The sequence below is a fragment of the Acuticoccus sp. genome, assembly GCF_965213555.1.
GTDB lineage: Bacteria > Pseudomonadota > Alphaproteobacteria > Rhizobiales > Amorphaceae > Acuticoccus.
This window is the reverse complement of the sequence record NZ_OZ243890.1, coordinates 554,644-581,028: the sequence shown is the minus strand read 5'-3', so window position 1 is coordinate 581,028 and position 26,385 is coordinate 554,644. Positions and strand designations below refer to the sequence as shown.

At 68.3% G+C, this 26,385-nt stretch carries 20 protein-coding genes, 1 tRNA gene and 2 pseudogenes; 13 read left to right on the top strand and 10 right to left on the bottom strand.

Features of this window, described 5'->3' with window-relative positions; translation table 11 throughout:
- Positions 1–219 precede the first annotated feature (219 nt).
- The 4 genes from groL to ACOOE8_RS02935 all read right to left on the bottom strand — a co-directional run bounded on the left by groL (position 220) and on the right by ACOOE8_RS02935 (position 5,618).
- Positions 220–1,863, bottom strand: coding sequence for a chaperonin GroEL (gene groL / locus ACOOE8_RS02950; RefSeq protein ID WP_420393385.1), 1,644 nt, complete (start codon positions 1,861–1,863; stop codon positions 220–222).
- 36 nt (positions 1,864–1,899) lie between these two features.
- Positions 1,900–2,205 carry a co-chaperone GroES gene (gene groES, locus ACOOE8_RS02945; protein WP_420393384.1) on the bottom strand — a complete coding sequence of 102 codons (306 nt, stop codon included), beginning with the start codon at positions 2,203–2,205 and terminating at the stop codon, positions 1,900–1,902.
- A gap of 230 nt (positions 2,206–2,435) precedes the next feature.
- Entirely contained in the window at positions 2,436–4,538 is a 2,103-nt protein-coding gene (locus ACOOE8_RS02940) for a TRAP transporter permease (RefSeq protein ID WP_420394609.1), read from the bottom strand.
- A 144-nt stretch (positions 4,539–4,682) separates the two neighbouring features.
- On the bottom strand, positions 4,683–5,618 hold the full coding sequence (locus tag ACOOE8_RS02935) for a TAXI family TRAP transporter solute-binding subunit (protein ID WP_420394608.1): 936 nt from the start codon (positions 5,616–5,618) through the stop codon (positions 4,683–4,685).
- Positions 5,619–5,932: 314 nt separating this feature from the next.
- Here ACOOE8_RS02935 and ACOOE8_RS02930 point away from each other — a divergent pair, with 314 nt between their 5' ends.
- From ACOOE8_RS02930 to ACOOE8_RS02895, 8 genes are all read left to right on the top strand, one after another.
- Positions 5,933–7,405: an ABC transporter substrate-binding protein gene (locus ACOOE8_RS02930; protein WP_420393383.1), complete on the top strand. Its 1,473-nt coding sequence runs from the start codon at positions 5,933–5,935 to the stop codon at positions 7,403–7,405.
- Positions 7,406–7,423: 18 nt separating this feature from the next.
- A complete protein-coding gene (locus ACOOE8_RS02925) occupies positions 7,424–8,368 on the top strand; it encodes an ABC transporter permease (protein ID WP_420393382.1) in 945 nt (314 codons plus the stop codon).
- Positions 8,365–9,162 carry an ABC transporter permease gene (locus ACOOE8_RS02920; protein WP_420393381.1) on the top strand — a complete coding sequence of 266 codons (798 nt, stop codon included), beginning with the start codon at positions 8,365–8,367 and terminating at the stop codon, positions 9,160–9,162. Before ACOOE8_RS02925 ends, ACOOE8_RS02920 begins: the two co-directional genes overlap by 4 nt.
- The gene (gene nikE, locus ACOOE8_RS02915; RefSeq protein ID WP_420393380.1) at positions 9,162–10,673 is read left to right on the top strand and encodes a nickel ABC transporter ATP-binding protein NikE; all 1,512 of its coding nucleotides are present in this window, start codon (positions 9,162–9,164) and stop codon (positions 10,671–10,673) included. The genes ACOOE8_RS02920 and nikE overlap by 1 nt, the downstream gene beginning before the upstream one ends.
- Positions 10,663–11,289, top strand: coding sequence for a class II aldolase/adducin family protein (locus ACOOE8_RS02910; protein ID WP_420393379.1), 627 nt, complete (start codon positions 10,663–10,665; stop codon positions 11,287–11,289). The genes nikE and ACOOE8_RS02910 overlap by 11 nt, the downstream gene beginning before the upstream one ends.
- A gap of 178 nt (positions 11,290–11,467) precedes the next feature.
- Positions 11,468–11,542, top strand: a tRNA-Gln gene (locus ACOOE8_RS02905).
- Between the two features lie 273 nt (positions 11,543–11,815).
- Complete coding sequence (locus ACOOE8_RS02900; RefSeq protein WP_420393378.1) at positions 11,816–12,127, top strand: hypothetical protein; 312 nt, start codon at positions 11,816–11,818, stop codon at positions 12,125–12,127.
- A gap of 246 nt (positions 12,128–12,373) precedes the next feature.
- Entirely contained in the window at positions 12,374–13,729 is a 1,356-nt protein-coding gene (locus tag ACOOE8_RS02895) for an RHS repeat-associated core domain-containing protein (protein ID WP_420393377.1), read from the top strand.
- 207 nt (positions 13,730–13,936) lie between these two features.
- Here ACOOE8_RS02895 and ACOOE8_RS02890 read toward each other — a convergent pair.
- The 4 genes and pseudogenes from ACOOE8_RS02890 to ACOOE8_RS02875 all read right to left on the bottom strand — a co-directional run bounded on the left by ACOOE8_RS02890 (position 13,937) and on the right by ACOOE8_RS02875 (position 16,321).
- A pseudogene (locus ACOOE8_RS02890) lies at positions 13,937–15,174 on the bottom strand (IS3 family transposase).
- A gap of 111 nt (positions 15,175–15,285) precedes the next feature.
- Positions 15,286–15,363 (bottom strand): annotated as a pseudogene (locus tag ACOOE8_RS02885) (ATPase, T2SS/T4P/T4SS family); the annotation flags it as partial.
- Between the two features lie 74 nt (positions 15,364–15,437).
- Positions 15,438–15,761: a hypothetical protein gene (locus tag ACOOE8_RS02880; protein WP_420394754.1), complete on the bottom strand. Its 324-nt coding sequence runs from the start codon at positions 15,759–15,761 to the stop codon at positions 15,438–15,440.
- A 35-nt stretch (positions 15,762–15,796) separates the two neighbouring features.
- The gene (locus ACOOE8_RS02875; protein ID WP_420393376.1) at positions 15,797–16,321 is read right to left on the bottom strand and encodes a hypothetical protein; all 525 of its coding nucleotides are present in this window, start codon (positions 16,319–16,321) and stop codon (positions 15,797–15,799) included.
- Here ACOOE8_RS02875 and ACOOE8_RS02870 point away from each other — a divergent pair.
- On the top strand, positions 16,253–17,152 hold the full coding sequence (locus ACOOE8_RS02870) for a GspE/PulE family protein (protein ID WP_420393375.1): 900 nt from the start codon (positions 16,253–16,255) through the stop codon (positions 17,150–17,152). The two genes, ACOOE8_RS02875 and ACOOE8_RS02870, sit on opposite strands and share 69 nt — an antisense overlap.
- 646 nt (positions 17,153–17,798) lie before the next feature.
- On the opposite strand, the gene ACOOE8_RS02865 is transcribed toward ACOOE8_RS02870, so the two are convergent.
- Positions 17,799–18,662: an RHS repeat-associated core domain-containing protein gene (locus ACOOE8_RS02865; RefSeq protein ID WP_420393374.1), complete on the bottom strand. Its 864-nt coding sequence runs from the start codon at positions 18,660–18,662 to the stop codon at positions 17,799–17,801.
- A 1,955-nt stretch (positions 18,663–20,617) separates the two neighbouring features.
- Positions 20,618–21,649 (bottom strand): GTP cyclohydrolase II RibA, encoded by a 1,032-nt coding sequence (ribA, locus tag ACOOE8_RS02860; protein ID WP_420393373.1) that lies wholly within the window; start codon positions 21,647–21,649, stop codon positions 20,618–20,620.
- A 198-nt stretch (positions 21,650–21,847) separates the two neighbouring features.
- On the opposite strand from ribA, the gene ACOOE8_RS02855 reads away from it, so the two are divergent.
- The 4 genes from ACOOE8_RS02855 to ACOOE8_RS02840 all read left to right on the top strand — a co-directional run bounded on the left by ACOOE8_RS02855 (position 21,848) and on the right by ACOOE8_RS02840 (position 26,361).
- The gene (locus tag ACOOE8_RS02855; RefSeq protein WP_420393372.1) at positions 21,848–22,012 is read left to right on the top strand and encodes a hypothetical protein; all 165 of its coding nucleotides are present in this window, start codon (positions 21,848–21,850) and stop codon (positions 22,010–22,012) included.
- Positions 22,009–23,616, top strand: coding sequence for a thiamine pyrophosphate-binding protein (locus ACOOE8_RS02850; RefSeq protein WP_420393371.1), 1,608 nt, complete (start codon positions 22,009–22,011; stop codon positions 23,614–23,616). The genes ACOOE8_RS02855 and ACOOE8_RS02850 overlap by 4 nt, the downstream gene beginning before the upstream one ends.
- A 119-nt stretch (positions 23,617–23,735) precedes the next feature.
- Positions 23,736–25,052, top strand: a complete 1,317-nt coding sequence (locus ACOOE8_RS02845) for a tetratricopeptide repeat protein (protein ID WP_420393370.1) — start codon at positions 23,736–23,738, stop codon at positions 25,050–25,052.
- Between the two features lie 100 nt (positions 25,053–25,152).
- The gene (locus ACOOE8_RS02840) at positions 25,153–26,361 is read left to right on the top strand and encodes an OpgC family protein (protein WP_420393369.1); all 1,209 of its coding nucleotides are present in this window, start codon (positions 25,153–25,155) and stop codon (positions 26,359–26,361) included.
- Positions 26,362–26,385 lie beyond the last annotated feature (24 nt).

The following is a 26,385-nucleotide window of genomic DNA, read 5'->3' as shown; positions in this document are numbered from 1 at the left end:
CGAGCGCAGGCGTCAAGGCGTCGCTCCGAGACCCGCTCCGTCCGGGCGACGGCTGAGGCCGACGGTCAATCGTTCGCGGGCACGTTGGCGGCTCGCCACTACACTGGTCTGCGGACGCCCTCGAACGACGAGCGCGCCAGAGGTGGCCAGGCGGGCCCACGACGAAGAAGGGCCGCGCCATGCGGCGCGGCCCCCTTGGTTCCTTCGACAGGGGCGGACTTAGAAGTCCATGCCGCCCATGCCGCCCATGCCGCCGCCGCCCGCGGGCATCGGCGACTCGCGCTTCGGCGCCTCGGCGACCATCGCCTCGGTGGTGACGAGCAGCGAGGCGATCGAGGCGGCGTCCTGCAGCGCGTGGCGCACGACCTTCGTCGGGTCGATGATGCCCTTCTCGATCATGTTGCCGTACTCTTCGTTCTGCGCGTCGAAGCCGAAGTCGGCCGACTCGTTCTCCATCACCTTGCCCACCACGATGGAGCCTTCGACGCCGGAGTTCTCGGCGATCTGACGGATCGGGGACTCGAGCGCCCGCAGCACGATCTTGATGCCGGCCGCGACGTCCGCGTTGTCAGACTGGAGGTTCGCGACCGCCTTCTTCGCGCGCAGGAGGGCGACGCCGCCGCCCGGCACGATGCCCTCTTCCACCGCGGCGCGGGTGGCGTTCAGCGCATCGTCGACGCGGTCCTTCTTCTCCTTCACCTCGACCTCGGTCGCGCCGCCGACGCGGATCACCGCGACGCCGCCCGCGAGCTTGGCAAGGCGCTCCTGCAGCTTTTCCTTGTCGTAGTCGGAGGTGGTCTCCTCGATCTGCTGCTTGATCTGGGCGACGCGACCCTTGATGTCCTCGGCCTCACCGGCGCCGTCGACGATCGTGGTCTCGTCCTTGTTGATCGTGATCTTCTTGGCGCGGCCGAGCATGTCGACGGCGACGTTCTCGAGCTTGATGCCGAGGTCCTCGGAGATCACCTGGCCGGCGGTGAGGATCGCGATGTCCTGCAGCATCGCCTTGCGGCGGTCGCCGAAGCCCGGCGCCTTCACGGCCGCGACCTTCAGGCCGCCGCGCAGCTTGTTGACGACGAGCGTCGCGAGCGCCTCGCCCTCGACGTCCTCGGCGATGATGAGGAGCGGACGGCCCGACTGCACCACCGCCTCGAGGATCGGCAGCATGGCCTGGAGGTTCGACAGCTTCTTCTCGAAGATGAGGATGTAGGGGTCCTCGAGCTCGACCGTCATCTTCTCGGCGTTCGTCACGAAGTACGGCGAGATGTAGCCGCGATCGAACTGCATGCCCTCGACGACCTCGAGCTCGGTCTCGAGCGACTTCGCCTCCTCGACGGTGATGACGCCCTCGTTGCCGACCTTCTGCATGGCGTCGGCGATCATCTTGCCGACCTCACGGTCGCCGTTCGCCGAGATCGTGCCCACCTGGCCCACCTCGTCGGAGGTGTTGATCGAGCGCGAGCGGCTCTCGAGGTCGCGGATCGCCTCGGCGACGGCCTTGTCGATGCCGCGCTTGAGGTCCATCGGGTTCATGCCGGCGGCGACCGCCTTGGCGCCCTCGCGGACGATCGACTGGGCGAGCACGGTCGCGGTGGTGGTGCCGTCACCGGCGAGGTCGTTGGTCTTCGAGGCGACCTCGCGCACCATCTGCGCGCCCATGTTCTCGAACTTGTCTTCAAGCTCGATCTCCTTGGCGACGGTGACGCCGTCCTTCGTGATGCGCGGCGCACCGAAGGACTTCTCCAGGACGACGTTGCGGCCCTTCGGCCCGAGCGTCACCTTGACGGCGTTGGCGAGGATGTCGACGCCGCGCAGCATCTTCTCGCGCGCGTCGGACGAAAACTTGACTTCCTTAGCAGCCATTGTGGGCTCCCTTGATTCTTGTGATGCGCGGATGGATCAGGCGGAGACGGCGACGCCTTCGACGACGCCCATGATGTCGGTCTCCTTCATGATGAGGAGATCCTCGCCGTCGAGCTTCACCTCGGTGCCCGACCACTTGCCGAACAGGACGCGATCGCCGGCCTTCACGTCGAGGGCCTGGATCTGACCATTCTCGTCGCGCGCACCGGGACCGACGGCGACGACCTCGCCCTCCTGGGGCTTTTCCTTCGCGGTGTCGGGGATGATGATCCCACCGCGAGTCTTCTCCTCGGACTCGATGCGGCGCACGACGACGCGGTCGTGCAGCGGACGGAAGTTCATGTCTGTCCTCATGACTTGGAGGGCATGGCGCCCGGCTCATTGATTGAGGCGCGGTTGTTGGCACTCCTTCAAGGTGAGTGCCAGCCGGCTGCTGCGCACATAGGCGGGCTGCGTCGGGGTGTCAACGTCACCCGCCGCGCAGCGTGGCAACATTTTGCGGCCTCGTCGCCGTGCGGGTCGGAGGGCGAGCGCGACGAGCGGCGTGGGCAGGATCGGCTCGTCGATGGGGCTTACTCCGCCGGGCCGACCGTCGCCGCGCCGCCCGCCGTGGGACGCGACCTGCGGCGCACCGACAGGACGTGCCAGGCGATCACGATGGCGCATAGGGCGAGCCCGGCCTCGTCCGTCGCCGGCACCGCGGCGACCAGCAACAGCGCGGCAGCCGCGGCGCTGATGCGCTCCCACCACGCCAGCGGGGCCAGGAGGTAGCCGATGGCGGCCGCCCCCCACAGGCCGATGGCGAGGCACACCTTGAAGATGATGTAGGCGACCGCCGGCACGTAGCCGATGGAGTCGGCGAGCGGTCCGCCGTCCTGCAGCATCAGCGCCGGCGTGTAGACCGCCATGAACGGGATCACGAAGCCGGCGGCCGCCACCTTGATCGCCTGGAACGAGATCTTGAGCCCCGACGCCTTGGCGATGGGCGCCGCCGCGAAGCAGGCGAGCGCCACCGGCGGTGTGATGTCGGCGAGGATGCCGAAGTAGAACACGAACATGTGGCTGACGAGGAGTGGCACGCCGAGGTCGTAGAGCGCCGGTCCCGCGATGGAGGAGGTGATGATGTAGTTCGGGATCGTCGGGATGCCCATGCCAAGGACGAGGCAGGTGAGCATGGTGAGGACGAGGGACAGGAACAGCGAGTTCGCCCCGACCGCCACGATGAACTGGCCGAACGTGTTCGCGATTCCGGTGAGGGTCATCGTGCCGACGATGATGCCGACGATGGCGCAGGCGATGCCGACGGGCAGGGCGGTCTTGGCCCCCTCCGCCAGGGCGTCGCGGGACAGGGCGAGCGTCTCGCGTCCGCCGCGCCACAACGCGCACAGCCCGACAAGGCCGGCGATCGCGGCGACGATCGGCAGGATGCCGTACTGGAAGAACGCCGCGGCGACGAGGCCGAGCGCGATCCAGAACACGTAGCGCCAGGCCAGCGGCGAGAGGCGTCCCGCGACCGGCGCGCCGAGCACCAGGAGCGCGGTCAGCGCGAGGCCGATGGTGCCCGCGTAGAGCGGCGTGAAGCCCGAGAACAGGAGCCAGACCAGGACGCCGAGCGGCAGCAGCAAATACCAGCCCTTGCGCAGGGCCTCGACCGGCGAGGGCAGCTCGGCGCGCGACAGGCCGACGAGGCCGCGCTTGCCGGCCTCGAGGTGGACCACCCAGAACGCCGACGCGAAGTACAGGATCGCCGGCACGATCGCGGCCGTCACCACCGTCGTGTAGGGCACGTTGAGCGTCTCGGCCATGATGAAGGCGACCGCGCCCATCACCGGCGGCATGATCTGCCCGCCCATGGACGCGGTGGCCTCGACGCCGCCGGCGAAGGCGGGGCGGTAGCCGAAGCGCTTCATCAGGGGGATGGTCAACTGTCCCGTCGTCACCACGTTGGCGACGCCGGAGCCGGAGATCGTCCCCATGAGCCCGGAGGAGATCACCGCGACCTTCGCCGCACCCCCCTTGGCGTGACCGACGAGTCCGAGGGAGACGTCGGTGAACAGCGTGATCATGCCGGCCCGCTCGAGGAACGAGCCGAACAGGATGAACAGGAAGATGTACGTGGATGAGACGTAGGTCGGGATGCCGTAGATGCCCTCGGTGCCGAACGCCATGTGGTCGACCACCTGGGCGAAGCCGTAGCCGCGGGTCTGCAGGAGACCGGGCGCGTACTGGCCGAACAGGCAGTACGCGAGGAAGACGCCGGCGATGATGGGCAGCGAGAGCCCCATGATGCGCCACGTGGCGGTGAACAGGACCGCGAGGGCCGTGACGCCGACCACCGTGTCAAGGCTGTTGGGGTTGCCGGCGCGCAGGATGAGGTCGCGGTACTCCGTCCACTGGTAGAGCGCCACGGCGGCGCCGGCGAGGCCGAGCGCCCAGAAGAGCGCCCGCACGGCCCGCCCCTCGTTCCTGAGGACGGCGACCAAGGGCAGTCCGAGGAGGCACAGGAAGCCCACATGGACGGCGCGCACGATCTGCGAGGGCAGGTCCCAGAGGTGCGCCGCGGTGACGATCTGGAAGACCGAGAACGCGAGGGCGAGCCCGAAGAGGACGCGCCCCTCGACCGAGCGCGGGAAGGCGGACGACAGGGCGTCGCTGAGGTCGGCCTGCTCGCCGATGGTCGGCTCGACGGCTCCAGCGCGGGACGGATGGGCGCTCACGAGACTGTCCTCTCGAGGATGGGTCTGGCGACGATGACGGCTCGGCTCGGCGAACGGGTGCCGGGGCCACGGCGCGGCGCACCGCGGCCCCGGTTCGGCTCCTCAGAGGAGGCCCGCCTCCTTGTAGTACCGCTCGGCTCCGGGGTGCAGCGGCACGGGAAGGTCCGTCGTCGCCGTCGCCGGGTCGATGGAGGCGGCCGCCGGGTGGGCGGTCTTCAGCTCGTCGAGGTTCTCGAACAGCGCCTTCGTCATCTCGTAGACGAGCTCCTCGTCCACCTCGGAGGAGGTGATGAGGATGTTCGTGATGGCGAGCGCCGGGACCGCCTCGTCCTGGCCGTCGTAGGTGCCTGCGGGGATGTCGGCCGCCTGGAACGGGGCACCCAAGGTGTCGGCGATGGACGCCGGGATCGGCACCATGCGGATGGGGATCGACGCCGACAGGTCGCGGATCGACGCGACGCCGAGGCCGGCGGACTGCAAGGTGGCGTCGAGCTGGCGGTTCTTGATGAGCTCGACCGACTCGCCGAACGGCAGGTACTCGACCTTGCCGAGGTCGTCGTAGGAGAGGCCGGCCGCGCCGAGGATCGCGCGGGCGTTGAGCTCGGTCCCGGAGGCCGGCGCGCCCACCGACAGCGCCTTGCCCCGCAGCCCCTCGAGGTCGGTGATGCCCGACGCCTCGGACGCAGCGATCTGCACGTAGTTCGGGTAGGTGGCGGCGATCGAGCGCAGCGTCTCGACGGGCTGCGGGAAGCCGGCGTCCGCGTTGCCTTCCGCAGCGGCGATGATCGTGTCGGCAAGGGCGAGGGCGACCTCGCCGCGGCCCTGCACCAGAAGGTTGATGTTCTCCACGGACCCCTTGGTCGACTGCACCTGGGTGCGCGCGCCCTCGATGGCCTCGTCGTAGATCTTCGCGAGCGCGACGCCGAGCGGGTAATACACGCCGGACGTGCCGCCGGTCAGCACGTTGATGAACTTCTGCTGCGCCACCGCGGCGGGCGCGACGACGCTCGTCGCGACGGCGAGGGACACGGCCGCCATGGCGAGGCACGCGGCACGGCGCCGTCCGCGCGGCGCGTTGGGGGTGGCAAGTCGGTTCGTGTTCTCGTCCATGGTGTTCCTCCCAGAACGGCGAGACGGGTGAGGGCGAGCGTATTATTCGTTCCCGCGGCGGACCGCGAGGCAAATCAGCGGACAGCGAGGCAAATCATCAGTCACCAGTCAGAGTGCGCGGCGGTGATCGTCGAGCGGTCGCAGGCGCGCTTGCTGCCGTGCCGCCGCCGCAGCGCGCAACGCGCTGGCATCGCGTCGGGGCGCGGTCTACACACGAGCGCATGGTCCACGCGGTGCCCGCCATGCTTCTTCGATCCTGCCTCGTCGCGCTCGCCCTGCTCGTACCCCTCGCCTCGGCGCAAGCGCAGGAACAGCGACCGGTCGTCGTCGGCATGGCGCTGGAGCCGCCGCACCTTGACCCGACGGCAGGCGCCGCAGCCGCCATCGACGAGGTCACCTACGCCAACGTCTTCGAGGGGCTGACGCAGATCGCGCAGGACGGCAGCGTCCAGCCGGCGCTCGCCACGGACTGGACGGTGTCGGAGGACGGCCTCACCGTGACGTTCACCCTGCGCGAGGGGGTGACGTTCCACGACGGCGCGTCGTTCGACGCCGAGGTCGCAAGGTTCGCCCTCGACCGAGCACGCGCCGAGGGCGCGCAGAACGCGCAGCCTGAGCTTTTCGAGGCCATCGAGGAGGTCGAGGCCACCGACCCGACGACGCTCACCGTGCGCCTGTCGCGGCCCGACGCGGACCTCCCCTACGCGCTCGGCTGGGGCGATGCCGTGATGGTGCACCCCGACACCGCCGAGGCGAACAAGCAGACCCCGGTCGGCACTGGCCCGTTCCGCTTCGAGCGCTGGCGCCGCGGCGACCGCGTGGAGCTGGCCCGCTATGAGGACTACTGGGGGGAGCCGGTCGCGCTGCCAGGTGCGACGTTCGCCTTCGTGTCCGACCCCACCGTGGCGCTCGCGGCGCTGCTCGCCGGCGACGTGCACGCGTTCCCGAACTTCCCCGCGCCGGAGCAGCTTCCGGTGCTCGAGGCGGACGACCGCTTCACCGTGGCCATCGGCACCACCGAGGGCGAGACGATCCTCGCGATCAACGCCGAGCGCGAGCCGTTCGACGACGTCGCCGTACGCCGCGCGATCGCCGCTGCCATCGACCGGCAGGCGCTCATCGACGGCGCGATGTACGGCACGGCCACCGCGATCGGCTCGCACATGCCGCCGCACGACCCCGCCTACCTCGACCTCACAGGCGTCAACCCCTACGACCCGGAGCGCGCCGAGGCGCTCCTCGAAGAGGCGGGCGTCGAGGACCTCGCCGTCACCATCACGCTGCCGCCGCCGGCCTACGCCCGCCGCTCCGGGGAGATCATCGCCGCGCAGCTTCGCGCCGTGGGCATCGAGGCGAGCTTAAGGCCGGTCGAGTGGGCGGAGTGGCTGTCGTCGACCTTCAGCGAGCACGACTACGACCTCACGATCGTCGCCCACACCGAGCCGGCCGACATCGGCATCTACGCGCGGCCGGACTACTACATCGGCGTGCCGAACGCGGACCTCGAGCAGACCCTCGAGGCGCTGGAGGCGGAGGGTGACCCGGAGCGCCGCTCCGCGCTGCTGCAGGACGCGCAGCGCATGATCGCCGAGGACGCGGTCAACGCGTTCCTGTTCCAGCTCCCCAAGATCGGCGTGTGGGACGCGCATCTGTCGGGGCTGTGGACCAACGCGCCGATCCAGGCGAACGACCTCACCGACGTCGCATGGGACTGACACTCGCGTAGCGATCCCGTGCCGGCGCTCGCGCGCCTCGCCCAGCTCGTCGGCACGCTCCTCGCCGCGGCCGTCCTGGTGTTCATGTCGATGAGCGTCCTGCCCGGCGACGCGGCGCAGCTCAGGCTGGGCATGAACGCCGACCCCGAGGCGGTAGCCGAGCTGCGCCGCGCCATGGGGCTCGACCGCTCGGTGCCCGAGCGCTTCGTGCGGTGGCTCGCCGGCGCCTTCGTCGGCGACCTTGGGACAAGTTCGACCTACGACGTCCCCGTCTCCCGGCTCATCGCGGAGCGGGCGACGGTCTCTGTGCCGCTCGCCGGGCTGGCGGTGACGCTGTCGGTGGGGGTCGCGCTGCCGGCGGGGCTTCTCGCCGCGGTGCGCCGTCGCCGGCTTGCGGACCGCGTGGTCTCGGCGTTGGCGCAGGTCGGCCTCAGCGTGCCCAACGTGTGGCTCGGCCTCATGCTCATCTGGCTGTTCGCCATCGTCCTCGCGGCGACCTCGGCCGGCGGCTTCCCCGGCTGGGACGCCGGCCTCGGCGCAGGGCTCGCGGCGCTGGTGCTGCCGGCCATCGCCCTCGCCACGCCGCAGGCCGCGATCCTGACGCGCCTCACCCGCACCGCCGTCGTCGAGGCAATGGACGAGGACTACGTGGCGCTCGCCCGCGCCAAGGGCCGCAGCCCCTCCGGCGCGGTCGTCGCCCACGCGCTGCCCAACGCGTGGGCCCCGATCCTCACCGTCATCGGGCTGCAGTTCGGCTTCCTCCTCGCCGGCGGGATCATCATCGAGACGGTGTTCAACCTGCCAGGGCTCGGTCGCCTGCTGTTCCAGGCCGTCGCGCAGCGCGACGTGCCCCTCGTGCAGGGCATCGTCCTCGTCCTCGTCGCCGCCGTGATCGCGGTCAACGCGCTGTGCGACGCCGCGGCCGCGTGGACCAACCCGAAGCAGCGGCGCGAGCCGTCGTGAGGGGCCTCGCCGCGATCGTCGTCGCGATCGTCGGCGCTGCGGCGATCGTCGCGCTGGCGTGGACGCCGCACGCCGTGGATGGGATCGACGTCGCTGGCCGCTTCGGTGCGCCCTCGCTCGCCCATCCGCTCGGCACGGACCACTACGGCCGTGACCTCGTCTCCATGCTGATGGCGGGCGCGTCGACCTCGCTCGGCGTGGCGGCGGGGGCGATCCTCGTCGGGGTCGGCGTCGGCGCGCCGCTCGGGCTCGCGGCCGCCGCGTCCGGCCGCTTCGTCGGCGGGGCCCTGATGCGGGCCTCGGACGTCGTGTTCGCGTTCCCGGCGTTGATCGTGGCGGCCATGCTGTCGACCTTCACCGGACCTTCCGCGCTCAACGCGCTGGTCGCCATCGGCCTGTTCAACGTGCCGGTCTTCCTACGCCTCACCGCCGCCACGGCGCGCAGCGTCCTTACGCTCGACTTCATCGACGCGGCGCGTCTCGCAGGCAAGGGCGAGGCACGCATCGCCGCCGAGCACGTCGCCCCCCTGGTCGCCCCCGTCGTCGTCACCCAGGCGAGCACCCAGTTCGCCGTGGCGATCCTCGCCGAGGCCGGGCTCAGCTACGTGGGCCTCGGAGCGCAGCCGCCCACGGTGTCGTGGGGCCGCATGCTCGCCGAGGCGCAGACCATGATGGCGCTCGCACCACAGCTCGCCGTCTGGCCGGGGCTCGCCATCGCCGTGACCGTGCTCTCGGTGACGACCCTCGGCGAGGCGTTCACCCGCAGCCTCGACCCGCGCCTCGTGCGCGGCTGATGCTGTCCCTCGAGGGCCTGCGCGCGACCTCGGGCGGGCGGACGCTCGTGGAGGACGTCACGTTGCACCTCGAGGCGGGGGAGCGGCTTGCGATCCTCGGTGCATCGGGCTCGGGGAAGTCGCTGACAGCGCGCGCCATGCTCGCGCTGCCGCCACCCGGGGTGCGCTACGGCGGCGCTGTACGCTTCCAGGGCCGCGACCTCCTCGCCGCGTCGGAGCGGGAGATGGCACGCCTGCGCGGCGCCGCCATCGCCATGGTGTTCCAGGAGCCGGCGACGGCGCTCAACCCGGTGCAGCACATCGGTACGCAGATCGCCGAGCCGATGCGCCTGCACACGGACTGGTCCGCCGCGGCCCGTCGCAGCGCCGTCATCGATCTCCTGGAGCGCACCGAGCTCGCCGCTGCGGGCGTCACCCCGCAGCGCTACCCGCACGAGCTGTCCGGCGGCCAGCGCCAGCGGGTCGCCATCGCCATCGCCCTCGCGCTGTCCCCACGCCTCGTAGTCGCCGACGAGCCGACGAGCGCGCTCGACGCGGTGACCGCGGCGCGCGTGCTCTCGCTCCTCGCCGACCTCACCGCCTCCGAGGGTGCCGCGCTGGTGCTCATCACCCACGACCTCGCCGTGGCGCGACGCGCCGAGCGGATCGCGGTGATGGCCGAGGGTCGCGTCGCGGAGGAGGGTCGCACCGTGCTCACGGCGCCACGGAGCACGGCGGCTCGGGCGCTGGTCGCGGCGCGACGGTGGGCAGGACCGCTGTCGCAGCGGCGCGTCGGCGATGTGGTGCTGGAGGCGAGGGGGATGACGGTCCGGCGCGGCGGACGGACTGTCGTCGACGACGCCACGCTGTCGGTCCGCCGAGGCGAGCGGCTCGCGGTGGTCGGCGGGTCGGGCAGCGGCAAGACGACGTTGGTGCGCGCCGTCCTCGGGCTGCTGCCGCACGCCGGCACGGTGCGGGTCCGCGGCAACGCGGTCGGCCCGGGCGATGCCACGCTGCGGCGCACCGCGAGCATGGTCTTCCAGGACCCCTCGACGAGCTTCAACCCGCGGCACTCGATCCTGCGCATCGTCACCGAGCCGCTGCACGGATCGCGCCTCCCCGACAACGAGCGCCGTTGCCGGGCCATCGAGGCGCTCGCGCGCGTCGGCCTCGACGCGGAGGCCCTGCCGCGTCGGCCGCACGCCTTTTCCGGTGGACAGCGCCAGCGGATCGCCATCGCCCGCGCGCTGATCGCGGGGCCCGCGGTCCTCGTCGCCGACGAGCCGGTGTCGGCGCTCGATGCGGCCCTGCGGGCGCAAGTCGTCGACCTGTTCGACCGCCTGGTGCGCGAGGATGGGCTGGCGCTCGTCTTCATCGCCCACGACCTCGCGCTGGTGCGCCGCCTCGCCGACCGCATCCTCGTGATGCACGACGGCCGCGTCGTCGAGGAGGAGGCGGTGGGTGCGATCTTCGAGGCGCCGCGTCACCCGACGACGAAGGCGCTCGTGGAGGAGGCTTGCGATGGACCATGAGGCCGAGCGGGCCGCGCTGGTCACGGCCTACCGCGCGCTGAAGGACGAGGGGCTGATCGTCGGGCGGGCGGGCAACGTTTCGCTGCGCGTCGCGGACGGGCTCCTCATCACGCCCAGCGCCGTGCGCGCGGAGAGGATGCAGCCGCACGACGTCGCGTCGGTCCCGTTCGAGGGATCGGCCCGCGGCAGGCCATCCTCGGAGTGGCGCTTCCACCGCGACCTCCTCGCCGCCCGCGCGGACCTTTGCGCCGTCGTCCACACCCATTCGGTGAACGCCACGGCGCTTGCCGTGCTGCGCCGGCCGATCCCTGCGTCGCACTACATGGTGGCGATGGCGGGGGGCCACGAGGTCCCGCTGGCGCCCTACGCGACGTTCGGCACTGAAGCGCTGTCGGCCGCGATCGTCGCGACGCTGCACACGGTGGACGCGTGCCTGCTCGCCAACCATGGCGTCGTCGCCGCCGGCGCGACGCTGGAGGTTGCGCTCGACCTCGCCCGAGAGGTGGAGCTCCTCGCCACCATCCATCGCGCCGCGCTCGCCGTCGGCGACCCGGTGGTCCTGCCGCCCGAGGAGATGGACCGTGTGCTCGCCGCCTTCCGCGACTACGGCCGCTGACGCAGCGCCGCAGCAGGGCTGGCCCTGCGATGGCCCGCCGCAGCAGAGCTGGCCCTGCGATGGCCCGCGCGCGGCGCGTCCCCGGCGGCTGCCGGCGGTTGTGTCGACGACGTCGCTCCCGCGGCTGCGCGCTGCGGTTGCCGCCGTGCGATGGAGAAGCTATGTGCGGCGAGCGCGATGGGGCGTAGCCAAGCGGTAAGGCAGCGGTTTTTGGTACCGCCATGCGCTGGTTCGAATCCAGCCGCCCCAGCCACGCCGTCCCAGTCCCTGGGCTCGCCCGTCGCCAGTTGTGTCCCTGCGCTGGATCGCCCTGCGTTCTTAGGGATGGACGTCAGTACCAGCGCCAGCAGCACCGCCTGGCGGCGTCGACGGGGGCGGTGGAGACCAATACCTTCGTCGCCGACCTGGAGGTGAGGCCTACGGGGGTCTTGACCAAGCATCCATCGCCGACGCCAAGCGTCGATCCAGTAACTGGGCGAAAGGCCGACACCACCCTTACGCCTACATAGCCAACTAGGGTTGATAGATGAACTTGATTGAAGAAAGGTTCATTGGAAAGATGGTAACAAGCATTCATTATTCTCAAGGTCATATGCACTTGGTTTTTTCGAAATATGGTATGATAACAGCACTTTATCAATGTAGTATTGAATTCTTTGGCGGCGTAGTACCCACATTACGGTTATTCACCGAGAACCCGAACAAGTTGACGTTTGTGTTTGATGGTATGGCGATCAGCGTACTGAACGATCCAGATGTTGACGATCACCCCGAAGTTCTTTGGGTACAAGCGGGAAAGGAGAAGCAAGTATTAAGATTCGACGACTTTGGATGGTAGTGTGTTTGATTCTGCATCAGCGGACTACCCATAACTGATGTTGCCTTATGAGGTAGTTCCGCCTCGTTATAGGTGGACTGCAACGCAATGGCGAAGGAAATTCGGTCTTCTTGCATCGAAGTCTGATGGATCCCAGCACTGCGGACGTCGACGGGAGCCTGCACTGACACGCTCTCGAGTGGTCCGTCGCCCAAGTGCCTCACCGCGGGACGCCTCGTCAGCGCCCTGCATCGTCCCTCGGGCGCGGTGACGAGCTACACCTACGACCGCGTCAACAACATGACGTCGCGGACCGGGCGGGGGAGCTACACCTACCCGCCGGCGGGCTCGGCGCAGCCCCACGCGCCGACGCAGGTCGGGAACGCGAGCCTGTCCTACGACGCCAACGGCAACCTGTTGCAGGTCAGGGACGCGCCCGCGCTCAACCGCACCCTCACCTGGGACGGGCTCGGCCGCCTCGCCACCGTCGCCCGCGGCGGGCTCACCACCATGACCTACGGGCCGGACGACGCGCGCCAGCAGCGCCGCTTCGCGCCGTCGACCGGGGCGGTGGAGACCACCACCTTCGTCGCCGACCTGGAGGTGAGCCCCACGGGGGTCTTGACCAAGCATCCCATCGCCGACGCCAAGCGGGTGGAGATGGCAAGCTACGGCGTCCACCTCGACCACGACGGCTCGGTGCGCCGCGTCACCGCCCCGTCCGGCGCGCCGGTCGTCGAGGTCGCCTACCAGCCCTACGGCGAGGAGGAGCGGACCGAGGTGGGCGTCGCGCCCGCCGAGGAGACCCGAGGCTTCCTCGGCGAGCGCCACGACGCGATGACCGGCCTCACCTACCTCAACGCACGGTACTACGACCCCCTCATCGGACGCTTCATCTCCCCCGATCGCCTCGATCCCACCACACCCGGCGTCGGCGTCAACCGGTACGCCTACGCCGCAAACGATCCCGTCAACCTCATCGATCCGGGTGGGGAGTGGGCTATGGCAGTTAACGCTGCGGTAGGTGCGGTTATCGGAGCGGGGGTCGACTATGCTCTCCAGGCACGGACTGGTCAGCAAATAGACTACGGCCGGATCGCCAAGTCAGCGGGATTTGGGGCGCTCGCAGCGGTAATTAGTCCTCGGGCAACGACTGCGATTTTAGGCCGGTCTGCTCCACTTGCTACTCAGGTGGTAGTGGAACGTACAATCGATCGTGTGGCTCAGCCAGCGGTTGCAGCCGCGGCCGTTGTAGCTATTGAGGATCATGTTACAGCCACGAATGTCGCATTGGCTGGTGTAGCGGGATATGTAGGAGCTGCTGTTGCCAGTTGGGCAAGCAGCCCCATCTCCGCTGCTTCGCGGGCGGTTGCTACACGAGGTGTTGCAGTTGCTGCAGCGGTTACTGCTGCGGTACGAGAAGTTTTTGGGAAAGAAGAGAAAAGCAAGACATTTGTTGGGACAAAAATCACGGTAAATCCAATGGCCGACGAACGCATAACAGGCAATGTCGGCCTATCCGCTCCGACATCCGAAAATAATGGGGATGATGGTAGTAACAATGATGCAAACAACTCTACACCCAGCGCAGCAGATGCCCCTGAAGTTGCTTCATTTAATTAGGTTCGCTTCATGAAAAAGCTCCATTATCTAAGGTGGGTCGATTTGAAAGAAGGCGTTAGAATTTCCTGCTTGGTCTCGGTTGTTATTGTCACCGTGGTCCCAACTTTTTTTTACTTAAGAATGGACATCTGCCAATATCAGAAATTATATCAGCTTTTCATGCGGCTTTCATTTTTTTTCCTATAGGGATAGTTGCTGGTGCTTTAACTAGTTGGTATTACAGACTACAAGAACCAAAAGAATGACCAGTTGGCCTCCCCCATCGGGTGGTCCGAGGGGGATCTTATTGCATGGTCGGTTTGAGCGCCATGCCATGACGGGCGCGGCCTGGGGCGGCGAAGCCGGCCAGAGCACGGTCTCAGGCGCGGGTGGTCGGTAGCCCAGCGAGGAGTGCGGTCAGACCGTGTTGTACTGCCGTCGGCATCCCTCGACGACGATGCGCGCCTCGGCCAGCGAGTAGAAGATCTCGCCGTCCAGCAGCTCGTCGCGGAGCTTGGAGTTGAAGCTCTCGCAGTAGCCGTTCTCCCACGGGCTGCCGGGCTCGATGAACGCGGTTCTGGCTCCCACCGCCGCGATCCATTCTCGTACGACCTTGGCAATGAACTCGGGACCATTGTCGGATCGGACATGGCCCGGCACGCCGCGCGAGATGAAGAGGTCGGACAGGACATCGATCACGTCCGTCGACTTCAGCCGTCGGTCGATGCGGATCGTCAGGCACTCGCGGGTGAACTCATCGATGACGTTGAGCATGCGGAACTTCCTGCCGTCGTGGGTGCGATCCTCGACGAAGTCGTAGGACCAGACGTGGTTGGGGCGCTCGGGCCGGAGCCGCACGCAGGAGCCGTCGGTCAGCCAGAGCCGGCCCTTCTTCGGCTGCTTTCCCGGCACTCTAAGCCCCTCCAGACGCCAGATGCGCTCGACCCGCTTGACGTTCACCGCCCAGCCCGCCGCATGAAGCATCGCCGTGATCCGGCGATAGCCGTAGCGGCCGTACTGCGTGGCAAGCGCGACGACGTCGGCGGTGAGTGCCGCGTCATCGGCACGCCCCCTCGGCGCCTTTCGCTGCGTCGATCGGTGCTGCCCCAGCACGCGGCACGCCACCCGCTCGGACACGTCGAACTTCGTCATGACCTGGTCGATGCAGCGGCGGCGGCGGGCGGAGCTCAGAAGTTTCCCGAGGCGGCCTCGCGCAGGATCAGCTTCTCCAGCGTCAGGTCGGAAACGGCCTTCCGCAGCCGTTCGTTCTCCTTCTCGAGCTCCTTCAGCCGCTTCACCTGGTCGGTCTTCAGCCCGCCGAACTCCTTGCGCCAGCGGTAGTACGTGAACGGCGTCACGGCGATCCCCCGGATCGCCTCCAAGGCCGGACGTCCCTGCGAAACCAGCACATCGACCTGCCTCAGCTTCGCGACGATCTCCTCGGGCTTGTGCTTCTTCTGCGGCATTCCTGACGTCCTCCAAAGGCTCGAAAGCCTACCTCACGGAGGACCACTTTTCAGGGGGCAGGCCACCTGCGGCGCCCCGTTGTTGAGGTGCACCAGCGCGGTGTAGAGTGTCAGCGCGGTGTAGAGCGTCGTCGTCTTGCCCGAACCGGTCGGTCCGGTAACCAGGAACAGCCCGTTGGGACGTTCGATGATGGCCCGGACCGCCGCCTGGGTCTCGACGTCGAAGCGAAGTGGGCTGAGCGGTCGGCGTCGGCGAGGTCTGGCTACTCGCCCACGGGTCGAAAGGTGATCTCGACCGCGTCGCGCCCGCCGTCGGTCTTTGCAACGCGCTGGACCAATACCATCCACCTGAGACCGGTTGCGCCCGATCGCGGGACATCGAGCTCGAACGGCGGCATCCTTGAACCACGACGGATCAGGGCCCGTGCAGCCTCCACGCGCGCCAGCTCGTGGGCCGACCATCGCGCGAACGCCTCACGGTTTGTCTCGATGAGACGTCCCACCGTCACAGCATCCGCCCCCGTCCGCGCCTGCACCAAAAGTGCCAGGCTCGAGAGGAGCATGGCGGCGATCAGCGCCGGGATCAACGCGATGCCGGTGCGTCGGGACCGTGGTGGGCGACTCATCGTGCTGTCGCTCGCGGCGGTGGCATCACCGACGACAGCGACATCCTCGCGCGCCTTTCCCCCAGCGCCGGTTGCAGCAAGAGGGGAACGAACGACCCCTCGCTCAACGTCGCTCCGATCCGCACGAGCTCCGGCAACAGGTCGGCGTCCTCCGGCCACGCCTGCGTCCAACCGAGCGCCATCACGGCATTGGCTCGCCCCCAGTACGCGATCGTCACGTCCTCGACCTGGCGGGCCAGAAGTTGCGGCACCTCGAGCAGCTCGCCGCTCGGTGAGGCACCGCGAGCCACCGCGACCAGCGTTCCCTCGTCTTGGGGCAGACGATCGATCGCGACGTCCGACCCGGCGCGGCGCCGAGGCACGCGATCCGCCGCCTCCTCGATGCCGCCCAGGCTGAAGGGGCTACCCAGACCATCAGCGAGGATCAGACGAGCCGCGATCGCGCGAGCGTCTTGGAAGGGGCTTCCGATGGCCCAGTCATCAAGTTCGTCGCCGACCGGCTCAACGATGCCATCGCGCACGGGGCGTCGGACGTCCACGTCTCGTCCGATGCATCCGGTCTGTCCATCCGCTTCCGGATGAACGGGGTGCTGTTGGCCCAGGACCGCGCCAACGCGGTCAGTGCCGACGCGGTCATTGCTCGCCTGAAGGTGCTGTCCGGCATGAACGTCGCGGAGCGTCGCCGGCCCCAGGACGGCCGCATGACCGTCGTGGTGGGCGGACGGGTGATCGATTTTCGCATGTCCTCGGTGCCGACGCAGCATGGGGAGAGCATCGTGTGCCGCGTCCTCGATCCGAAGGCGGTGCGGCTCGGATGGGACGCTCTCGGCTTCGACATCGACACCCAGGCAGCAGTCCGAGCCATCATCGAGCAGCCCAACGGGCTGTTCCTGGCTACCGGACCGACGGGTTCGGGCAAGACGACGACGCTCACCACCGCGCTGGTGCACCTCAACAACGGGCGCCGGAAGATCGTGACGGTGGAGGATCCTGTGGAGTACCAGATCGCGGGGATCGATCAGATTCAAGTTCAGGAGGAGATCGGGCTGACCTTCGCGAGCGTGCTGCGCTCGATCCTGCGGCAGGACCCGAACGTGATCATGGTGGGCGAGATCCGGGACGGGGAGACGGCGCAGATCGCCTGCCGTGCGGCGCTCGTCGGTCGGCTGGTGCTGTCGACGCTGCACACTTCGAGCCCGTCCACGGCGGTTCACACGGCTGGTCGACCTTGGCGTCGACGAGTACATCGTGCGCGATGTGCTGCGAGGGGTGTTGGGGCAGGACTTGGTCGCGGTGCCGTGCCCAGCGTGCGAGGGGCGCGGTTGTGGAGCGTGCGGGGGCATCGGCACTAGCGGGCGGCGATTGCACGCTCGACTGGAGGAGTGGCTTATGAAGGTTAACCACACGTCACCGTCTCAAGACAGCGGCGCCGGAACTTCATCGTCGGGCGACATTTCGGCTGTACATTTGCAGCATGTAAGGAACAGACCGCTCGATCAATCCTCATCCGTCGAGGTGTCCTTGCGAAGGACTATTTCAACATAGGCGTCGATCAAGTTAAGGAAATCGAGCATTTTGCCGGGAAATGCTACGTCAACAAATTGACTACATGAGGTAACAATAATCGAGCATACGGTTTTCGAACAAGCTTTTGACAGCTCAACGAGGGCGTCTTGTTTATCGTTGAACCGACTTTCGAGATATGTCCAATGATCCACAAGCGGTGCATCCCACGACATGGCATCAGATCTGTAAGAAATAAGATTATTTCTAGGTAGAATTTGGATACTATCACGCTCACCTCGTTCAAGAATCGTATTAGCCTTGGGAATCTTCAACTCGAAATATTTAACGCTTGGAGATACCCCTTGGAAGGCCAAGCGTATTTCCACTTCAAACTCATACCATCTGCTGTTCATTTGAAAGGTTTTTCCCAGTGTTCCCTAGGTGTTCGAAGAAGCCGGAACCTTTCCTAGGTCCAGCAAATACGTCCCCTGTTTAACTGTTATGATATAGGTCTGTCTTTGAGTCATAGTTGTACTCATCCTTTAAGGCATGTGCGTCCAGGTATTCCATCCTTCGGGCAAGCTTGTCGGCTCGGCGGTCGCTCAATTTCTTAGCGTCTTTCGCCGCTTGGGTTCGCTCATCGTCTTCAGGTGGTTGGGGAGTCGGGTTGGGTGCTTGCCCAGATCGCTCCGAGGTTATCGCATCTCGCTCAACCGGACCGTCTTCCGGGTGCTCTCTCTTGTCTTTGTCGTCCGCCTCCTCGTTCAGCAGACCGGCTATGGCGATTGCGATCGTGACGGCTTTAGGCAGCGCTATTGGTATCGACCGTCCGAGTGGCTTCGTCGGATCATTGTAGACGGAAACTGTTATATCGGTTGCATATGTTTGAGTTGGCCCAAAGCTGCTCCACCCGCCCCCGAAACCACCGCCGAAGTCACCGCCTCCGGGATCATCGGAGGGGTTTCCGCCGAGGCCGTCCATGGATCCGCCGCGGTCGGATGGCGAGGCCTCGGCGCTCCACATGCCGCTCGGATCGATGAGGTTGACGGGATCGTTTGCGGCGTAGGCGTACCGGTTGACGCCGACGCCGGGTGTGTTGGGATCGAGGCGATCGGGGGAGATGAAGCGTCCGATGAGGGGGTCGTAGTACCGTGCGTTGAGGTAGGTGAGGCCGGTCATCGCGTCGTGGCGCCCGCCGAGGAAGCCTCGGGTCTCCTCGGTGGGCGCGACGCCTACCTCGGTCCGCTCCTCCTCGCCGTAGGGCTGGTAGGCGACCTCGACGACCGGCGCGCCGGACGGGGCGGTGACGCGGCGCACCGAGCCGTCGTGGTCGAGGTGGACGCCGTAGCTCGCCATGCGACGGGTGTTGGGGCAGGACTTGGTCGCGGTGCCGTGCCCAGCGTGCGAGGGGCGCGGTTGTGGAGCGTGCCGGGGCATCGGCACTAGCGGGCGGCAGCTCCGGGCTTCGCTCGCGATCAACCGTTCGGACTGAACAGTTGCAAATCAGCTAATGACGCACACTCTAACAAACTACTTACACGGCTAATCGGTAACAATTTGATGGCCGTAGAAGGCCGCACCCAAAGCGCCGCATGATTATTGTCAAAGAAAATTAGATAAGGGCTCGATGCGTTTATGGTGAATGAACATCAACCAGTTGTCGGGATCAGACAACGCGTTGCTTCCGGTAAGCAGGGCATAAGGTCCCTTAGGCGTATTGATCTCGGTGGTCGCACTGTCGATTGACCTACAAAATACGTTATGCGCAGAGACTATGCTGAAGTTGTCGAGCCGATGACCAGTACTGATATCTCTGTAGGCAGACATAACCACCAACCAGAATTCACTAAGTATGTTTCTACTTTTCCCATCATGAAATGTTCGATCCGTCCGGTATGTTACGGCAAAGTGAAGGGAAGGGCCTCCGCGGCTCGGAAGGACTTGCGTCATAGGCGTGTCTTCATAAGAACGTATAATTCTATGTCCAATCGGCTGGATGGACACTCCAGGCTTAACCAACGCAAATGCGTGCACACCGCGATCCATGTTTGCCACTAACATAGAAGGCTTATCAAGCTTGATTGGGCATAGTCCGTCCTTCACGTAAACTTCAGTGCCTACCCATCCATCACTATCTAGCCAATCCGCCAAACGCGCCACATCATCGCCTGTTCCAAGAAAGTACACTTCAGTTCCAACTCATATCGTTGTCAAATGAGTCGTCCGTGGGATCTGCGCCACCTGCGCCGTCACCGTTCGGCGAGTCCGCGACATTCTCGGACTCCAGTGCACTTTCGATATCATCCAAAAGCTCACCGACAATTGATTGGCGCCTCTCTTCATCTTTCCAAGATTTTGCGTCAAGCGTCCTGGCAGGAATGCCAGCTTTTCGGTATGCGTCCATTCGGCCCTTATGATGTCTGCTCGACGTCTGTCGCTGCTTCCGCAGCAGCAACTAAATTCCGTTTGTCATCGACAGCCGTCGCCTCGCGCTCCGTCGGGCCCGTCGTGCGGGCCGCCGGTACGCCCACCGCCAGGCCGTGGCGGTTCTCCATGCAGACACGGCCCACGAAGGCGAGCCCGCCCTCGCCGCCGTCGCCCTCGCGGTGGAGCCGGGCGTCGGGCTCGGTGGCGGACGCATGGGTCGCGTCGGAGCGCGTCCCGCCGCGCAAGCCCGCGCCGGCGCTGCGCCCGCCGCCGCCGCCGGGAAGCGGCGTGGCGTCGTCCCTTCCGCACGGAGCTCTTCATGGCGGGCCACGCCTCGATCGGCGTACCGTCGACGGGAAGAGTGCTCGGCCGACATGAGCGCCTTCGCCTCCGGCAGCGCGACGAGCGCGGCACGGAACTCACGGGCCACGTCGCCCCCATCGGCCGCGTCCGATCGTGGGGAACGGTGGTCGGATGCCGGACGGCGTTGTCGAGCCGGAACCCAAGCTCGAGCTCGGCGAACCGGCGGAACAGGAGGTCGAAGTCGACCGCCTCCATGGGCTGGCGCTGCGAGCGCACCGAGTGCACCGAGCGGAGCGTCGGCAGCCGCGTCGCCCGGAGCCGCATCTCCGGCGGGAGCGACGGGCGGCCCATGCGCGAAGGGAGCGCCGCGACCCGCGGATCGAGCTTGTCCGGCGCCGCATCGCCGGGCGCGCGGATCGCGCGCAGAGGGCGGTCCTGCGGCCCCCGCCCCTCGAGCGGCACGGACGAGACCATCCCTCCGATCCGTCCCGCGAGCCACGCGCTTGCCGATCACCCCCGCTCGCCTCCGACGAGGGGATCGCAATCCGGCTGCGGTCGCCGCCCACGTCTTCGGCGGGCTGCTAGAGCCGGTGACCGCTGCGCAGGCGCTTGGTGGCGAGGTAGAGCCGGTTCGCCTCGGTGACGGGACCGAAGAGCGGCACGGCGACGACGGTGATGCCGAGCGCTTCGAGCCCCGCGGCCTTGGCGGGGTTGTTCGTCATCAGGCGGACGTCGGTGATCCCGAGCTGCGTCAGCACCGCGGCGGCCGCGGCGTACTCCCGCTCGTCGTCGTGGAAGCCGAGCGCGAGGTTGGCTTCCACCGTGTCGAGACCGCGGTCCTGCAGTGCGTAGGCGCGCAGCTTGTTGACGAGCCCGATGCCGCGCCCCTCCTGCGCGGTGTACACCAGGAGCCCGCCTTCCTGGGCGATGCGGCGCAGGGCGAGCTGCAACTGCGCCCCGCAGTCGCACCGTTGCGAACCGAGGATGTCGCCGGTCGCGCAGGACGAGTGGACGCGCACCAGCGCGCCGGGCATCGGATCGCCCACCGCGACCGTGGTCACCGTGCCGCCGACGGCGTTGCGGTACGCGGTCACCGTGGCCGTCGCGCCGGCGGCGAGGGGAACGCTGGCGCACGCCATCGGTCGTGCCGTGACCGCGATGGCGCGGCGCAGCGCAAGGACGTCGCTCGCGTCCGCGGCGAGGACGTCCGCCGGGAAGGTCCCCGCAGCGTCGGCCGGCGCGCCGAGCGTCATCGCGGGGACGACCCCGGCGAGCTTGGCGAGCTCGGTCGCGGCGATCGCGAGGAGCCCCGCCGGCTCCGCCCGTGGCGCCGCGACGCCGTCCGCCGCGGCGAGCGCGATCAGCGCGTCGGCGTCGGCCGGGCCTGCGAGGATCGTCGGCGCCTCGGTGAGCCCGAGGTAGGCGGCGCGCGCTCCGGTGACGGCGAGGCGACCGGACAGCACCGGACCGCCGTCGATGGGCGAGGCCAGAACCTCCTCGACACCGTCGCGCAGGAGCACGGGGCGTCCCGCGGCAACCTCGCCGACCAGCCGATGCGCCGCCACGAACCCCGGATCGGTCACCTTGAGGCGGGGTTCGGTGGTCGTCAGCATGTCCGTCCGGTTGGGTCACCGCGAGGCCCCTCGCGAGGGGTCTTCAGCGCGAGGGGTGTGCCGCGTGCCGTGGCACGCGTCCACCGCACATGGCGCGATGGCGCGCCCGTCGCAAGTCGCAGTGTCCCGAAGCGAGCTTGCGGTACGACGCACCGCGAATAGGATGCCGGCGTCCGCCGTCCCTTCCGGAGCCTCACCTTGACCACCGCCCCCGTAACCGAGGGGACGCTCGCCCGCCTCGTGCCCGACGTGACGCACGTCCGAGCATGCCCGGCGGCGACGCAGCTCCTCAGAGCGTTCTGCGACGACGACGGCGCCGACCTTAAGCGTGCGGAGCGCGGCGCTGCGACGCTCGCGGCATGAGGAACGCCGACCTCATCGCCCAGAAGCTCGCCGCGTTCGGGGCGACCCACGCCTTCGGCATCCCCGGCGGCGAGACGCTGGCGCTGGTCGACGCGCTGACGCGGGCCGGCATCGCCTTCCACCTCACCAAGCACGAGAACGTTGCCGGCTTCATGGCCGAGGGGGTGTGGCACGCCACCGGCGCGCCGGGCATCCTCGTCGCCACCGTGGGTCCGGGGGTCGCGAACGCGGTCAACGTGATCGCCAACGCGCATCAGGAGCGCGTGCCGCTGGTCGTCCTCACCGGTTGCGTCGAGGGCTGGGAGGCCGACACCTACACGCACCAGGTCTTCGACCACGCCGCGGTGCTGCGGCCCGTCGTCAAGGCAACGTTCCGCGCTGCGCCGCAGAGCCTCAACCGGGTCGTCGACAAGGCCTTGTGCCTTGCCATGACCGGGCAGCCAGGGCCCGTCCACATCGACGTGCCGGTGCCCGTCGCCGAGGGTGACGCCGAGAACAGCCCCACCGCACCCCCTGGGGTCGGCGGCAGGGCGCAGCCCGTGGCGGGACCGGAGCTCGCAAGGGCACGCGAGTGGATCGCCGGCGCCCAGCGGCCGCTCGTCATCGCGGGGCTCGACGCGGTGAACGACGAGGCGGCCGACGCGGTCGCCGCCTTCGTGCGGTCGATCGGCGCGCCGCTTGTCACCACCTACAAGGGCAAGGGGCTCATCGACGAGGACGGTCCGCAGGCGCTCGGCGGGGCAGGCCTGTCACCGCTCGCCGACCGCCACTTGCTGCCGCTCGTCGCCAGGGCGGACTGCATCGTCCTGGTGGGCTACGACCCCATCGAGATGCGCATGCCCTGGCGCGACCCGTGGCCGGACGACGCGCGCGTCATCGAGCTGACGCCGGTCGTGCGCCAGCACGGGATGCACGGGGTCGGCATCACGCTGTACGGCTCGATCCGGCACGGGCTCGCGCTACTCGCGGAGCGCACGCCGTCGGGGCCGACGTGGCCGCAGGGCGAGCCCGCCGCGACGCGCGCTGCCCTCGCCGAGGCTTTCGGGCCGGAACCCGAGGGGTGGGGGCCGGCCGCGGCGTTCCATGCCCTGCGCCAGGCTGCGCCGCGGGACGCCGTCGTGAGCGCCGACTCCGGCGCCCATCGCATCCTCATCAGTCAGGTGTGGCGCTGCCATGCGCCGCGCACGCTGCTGCAGTCCACCGCGCTGTGTACCATGGGAGCGGCGGTGGGCCTCGCCGCCGGCCACAAGCTCGCCGCGCCGTCGACGCCGGCGATCGCGGTGTGCGGCGATGGCGGGCTCGAGATGATCCTCGGCGACCTCGCGACGGTGCGCGACCTGTCGCTCGCCCTGCCCATCGTCGTCTTGGTCGACGAGAGCCTGTCGCTCATCGAGATGAAGCAGCGCGCGAGCCAGCTCGCCAACGCGGGCGTCGACTTCGCCGGCACCGACTTTCCCGCGCTCGCCGAGGCCATGGGCGGGCATGGGGTGTGGGTCGACGACGCCGAGACGCTGCGCCGCGAAATCACCGAGGCCCTGGACCGGCCGACCTTCACGCTGCTTGCCGTGCGCATCGGTCGCCGCGCCTACGACGGCAAGATCTGATTCCCGCGATCCTGCGTCATCACGACCTCATCAAGCAACAGTGACGGGGGCTTGGTCCACGTTCAGCGTGGCTAAGAGTATGAACGTAGTCCCGGAAGCGTGCGTCAATGAAGGTGCCGATGGTCGAGATCCATGTGCCGCCGTCGATGGCCGGTCATGAGGAAGCGTGGCACGAGCTGAGCGCTGCCATCCTCCGACATGAAGCTGCGATCCCCGAGCGGCTGCAAGTTGCGCTCGCGACGGCGCGGTGTTCGCCGGCGGTCCATGCTGCGAAGGGCCTCATGCTGATGCTGGCGGGCCGTCGCGAGGCGCGGGAGGAGGCGCAGCGGACGCATGCCCACGCGGCTCGCCTGGTGAGCGGCGTCCGGTCCGCGCACGACGAGGTCCTCGTCGCTGCCCTCGGCGACTGGCTCGCGGGCGCGCCGTCGGCGGGTGCCGCCCGCCTGGAGCGCTGGCTCGACGACGCGCCGGGCGACGCCCTCGCGCTCAAGCTCGCCCAGGCGATCCGCTTCATCGTCGGCGACGCCGTTGCCATGCGTGCCTGCGCCGAGCGGCACGCGCCGGCCTTCTGCGACGCCCATCCGTTCGCCGGATACGTCCAGGGTTGCCTCGCGTTCGCCCGCGAGGAGACGTTCGCCTACGAGGGCGCGCTGACCGCCGGCCGGCGCGCATTGGAGCTCGCGTCCGACGACGCGTGGGGCCTCCACGCGCTCGCCCACGTCCACGAGATGACCGGCCGTGCCCGCGAGGGGCGGGACCTCATCGCTGCGAACGGGGCGGCCTACGCAGGGTGCAGCACCTTCCGCCACCACGTGGAGTGGCACGCGGCGCTGTTCCACCTCGAGCTCGGCGAGCCCGAGGCCGCGCTCGGCGTCTACGACACCGCGGTGCGGTGCGAGGCGACCGACGACTACCGGGACGTCGCCAACGCGGTCTCGCTGCTTGCAAGGCTCGCTGGCGACGGGGTCGACGTCGGCTCGCGCTGGGACGAGCTCGCCGACCTCGCGGAGCGCCGCATCGGGGACGGCTGCATCGTGTTCGCGGACCTGCACTACCTGATGGCGCTCCTCGCCACCGGCCGCACGGAGGCGGCGTCGCGGCTCGGAGCGCGCCTCGCCGGCGAGGACGGTGGGACCGAGCTCGGCCGGGTCGCGGTCGAGGCGGGGGCGCCCGTCGCGGCGGGGCTCGCGGCCGCCTCGGCCGGACGCCACGACGCGGCTCTGCGCGAGCTCTTGCGTGCTCGGCCTGCCTTCCAGCGCATCGGCGGAAGCCACGCCCAGCGCGACGTGTTCGTGCGAATCACCATCGACGCTGCGGTGCGTGCCGAGCGGTTCGACACGGCTGCGCGCCTCATCGAGGAGCGCGCCGCCGAACGCGGTCATGATCGCTTCGCGCGCTCGCGCCTGGCGCGCTGCCCGAGCCCGGTCCCGAGCTGATCGCCCCACGTCCTCGTCATGCCCGAGGACGTGGGTGCACGTCCGCGAAATGATGTTACAGGGACGGAATGGATCAGACGACGTCGCCGCTGGAGCAAGGATGACGGGCGGACAAGGCGCGCGGCGGCCGCGAGACCCACGGCTCGACGTCTTCCGCGGGCTCGCGATGTTCATCATCTTCGTCGCGCACGTGCCGTTCAACCCGTGGAACAACTGGATCCCGGCGGCCTTCGGGCCGTCCGACGCGACGGAGCTCTTCGTGTTCTGCTCCGGGATGGCCTCCGCCCTCGCGTTCGGCGCGCTGTTCCGCGACCGCTCCTTCGCGCTCGGCCTCGCGCGGACGGCGCAGCGCGTGTGGCAGGTCTATTGGGCCCACATCACGCTCTTCCTCGTCTGCGTGGCCATGCTCGCGCTGTTCGACGAGCTGCGCGGTGAGACGTTCTACACCATCCGGCTCTACACTCGGCCCTTCTTCGAGGACACCGCGCCGCACCTCATCGGCCTGATGACGCTGCGCTACGTGCCGAACTACTTCGACATCCTGCCGATGTACCTCGTCATCCTGGCGATGATGCCCTTCGTCGCCTTCGTGGGGCTGCGCAGCCGCTGGGCGGCGTTCGCCCTCCTCGGCGCGGTCTGGCTCCTCGCCCAGTTCGGCCTCCTGGCGTTCGGCGCCGAGGTGCGGGTGGGCAACGAGCGCGAGTGGTTCTTCAACCCGTTCGGCTGGCAGCTCATCTTCTTCGTCGGCTTCTCCTTCATGATGGGGTGGATCAAGCCGCCGCCGCGCAGCATGAGGCTCGCGGCCGTCGCGCTCGCCATCGTGGCCCTCGGGCTGCTGTTCGGCTCGCGCTTCGGGTGGAACACCTTCGACTTCGTCGACGACGTGCGGAGTGCCGCGCCGTGGCTGTTCTGGAAGACCGACCTCGGCATCTTCCGCGTCGTCCACTTCCTCGCGCTCGCATACCTGTGCTGGCTCGCCGTGGGAGAGCGTGGGCGGAGGCTTTCCGGGTCCGGACCCGCGGGCAAGGCCGTCGACGTCGTGCGCAAGGTGGGCCAGCAGTCCCTCGCCGTCTTCGTCTCGAGCATGGTGCTGGCGCAGGCCATGGGGGCTGCGTTGGACTACACGCCCGAACGGGGTCCCGTCGCGGTGGCGGCAGCCAACCTATCCGGCTTCGCGATCCTGATCGGGCTCGCCTACGTCGTCGCTTGGTTCAAGGCGCAGCCCTGGCGGCGGGAGGCGCCCGTCGAGAGGGTCGTCGCCGAACGCCGGCAGGCGGAGGCAAGGCACGCCGAGGGTGCGATCGCGTGAGCGGTTGCCCGGCGACGGGCTGCC

Coding starts and splice junctions, on each gene's coding strand:
- groL (WP_420393385.1), bottom strand. CDS start 1,863: ATGGCTGCTAAGGAAGTCAAGTTTTCGTCCGACGCGCGCGAGAAGATG.
- groES (WP_420393384.1), bottom strand. CDS start 2,205: ATGAACTTCCGTCCGCTGCACGACCGCGTCGTCGTGCGCCGCATCGAG.
- ACOOE8_RS02935 (WP_420394608.1), bottom strand. CDS start 5,618: ATGGCGGCCGTGTCCCTCGCCGTCGCGACGAGCGTCGTCGCGCCCGCC.
- ACOOE8_RS02930 (WP_420393383.1), top strand. CDS start 5,933: ATGCTTCTTCGATCCTGCCTCGTCGCGCTCGCCCTGCTCGTACCCCTC.
- nikE (WP_420393380.1), top strand. CDS start 9,162: ATGCTGTCCCTCGAGGGCCTGCGCGCGACCTCGGGCGGGCGGACGCTC.
- ACOOE8_RS02910 (WP_420393379.1), top strand. CDS start 10,663: ATGGACCATGAGGCCGAGCGGGCCGCGCTGGTCACGGCCTACCGCGCG.
- ACOOE8_RS02900 (WP_420393378.1), top strand. CDS start 11,816: ATGAACTTGATTGAAGAAAGGTTCATTGGAAAGATGGTAACAAGCATT.
- ACOOE8_RS02865 (WP_420393374.1), bottom strand. CDS start 18,662: ATGGCGAGCTACGGCGTCCACCTCGACCACGACGGCTCGGTGCGCCGC.
- ribA (WP_420393373.1), bottom strand. CDS start 21,649: ATGCTGACGACCACCGAACCCCGCCTCAAGGTGACCGATCCGGGGTTC.
- ACOOE8_RS02850 (WP_420393371.1), top strand. CDS start 22,009: ATGAGGAACGCCGACCTCATCGCCCAGAAGCTCGCCGCGTTCGGGGCG.
- ACOOE8_RS02845 (WP_420393370.1), top strand. CDS start 23,736: ATGGTCGAGATCCATGTGCCGCCGTCGATGGCCGGTCATGAGGAAGCG.
- ACOOE8_RS02840 (WP_420393369.1), top strand. CDS start 25,153: ATGACGGGCGGACAAGGCGCGCGGCGGCCGCGAGACCCACGGCTCGAC.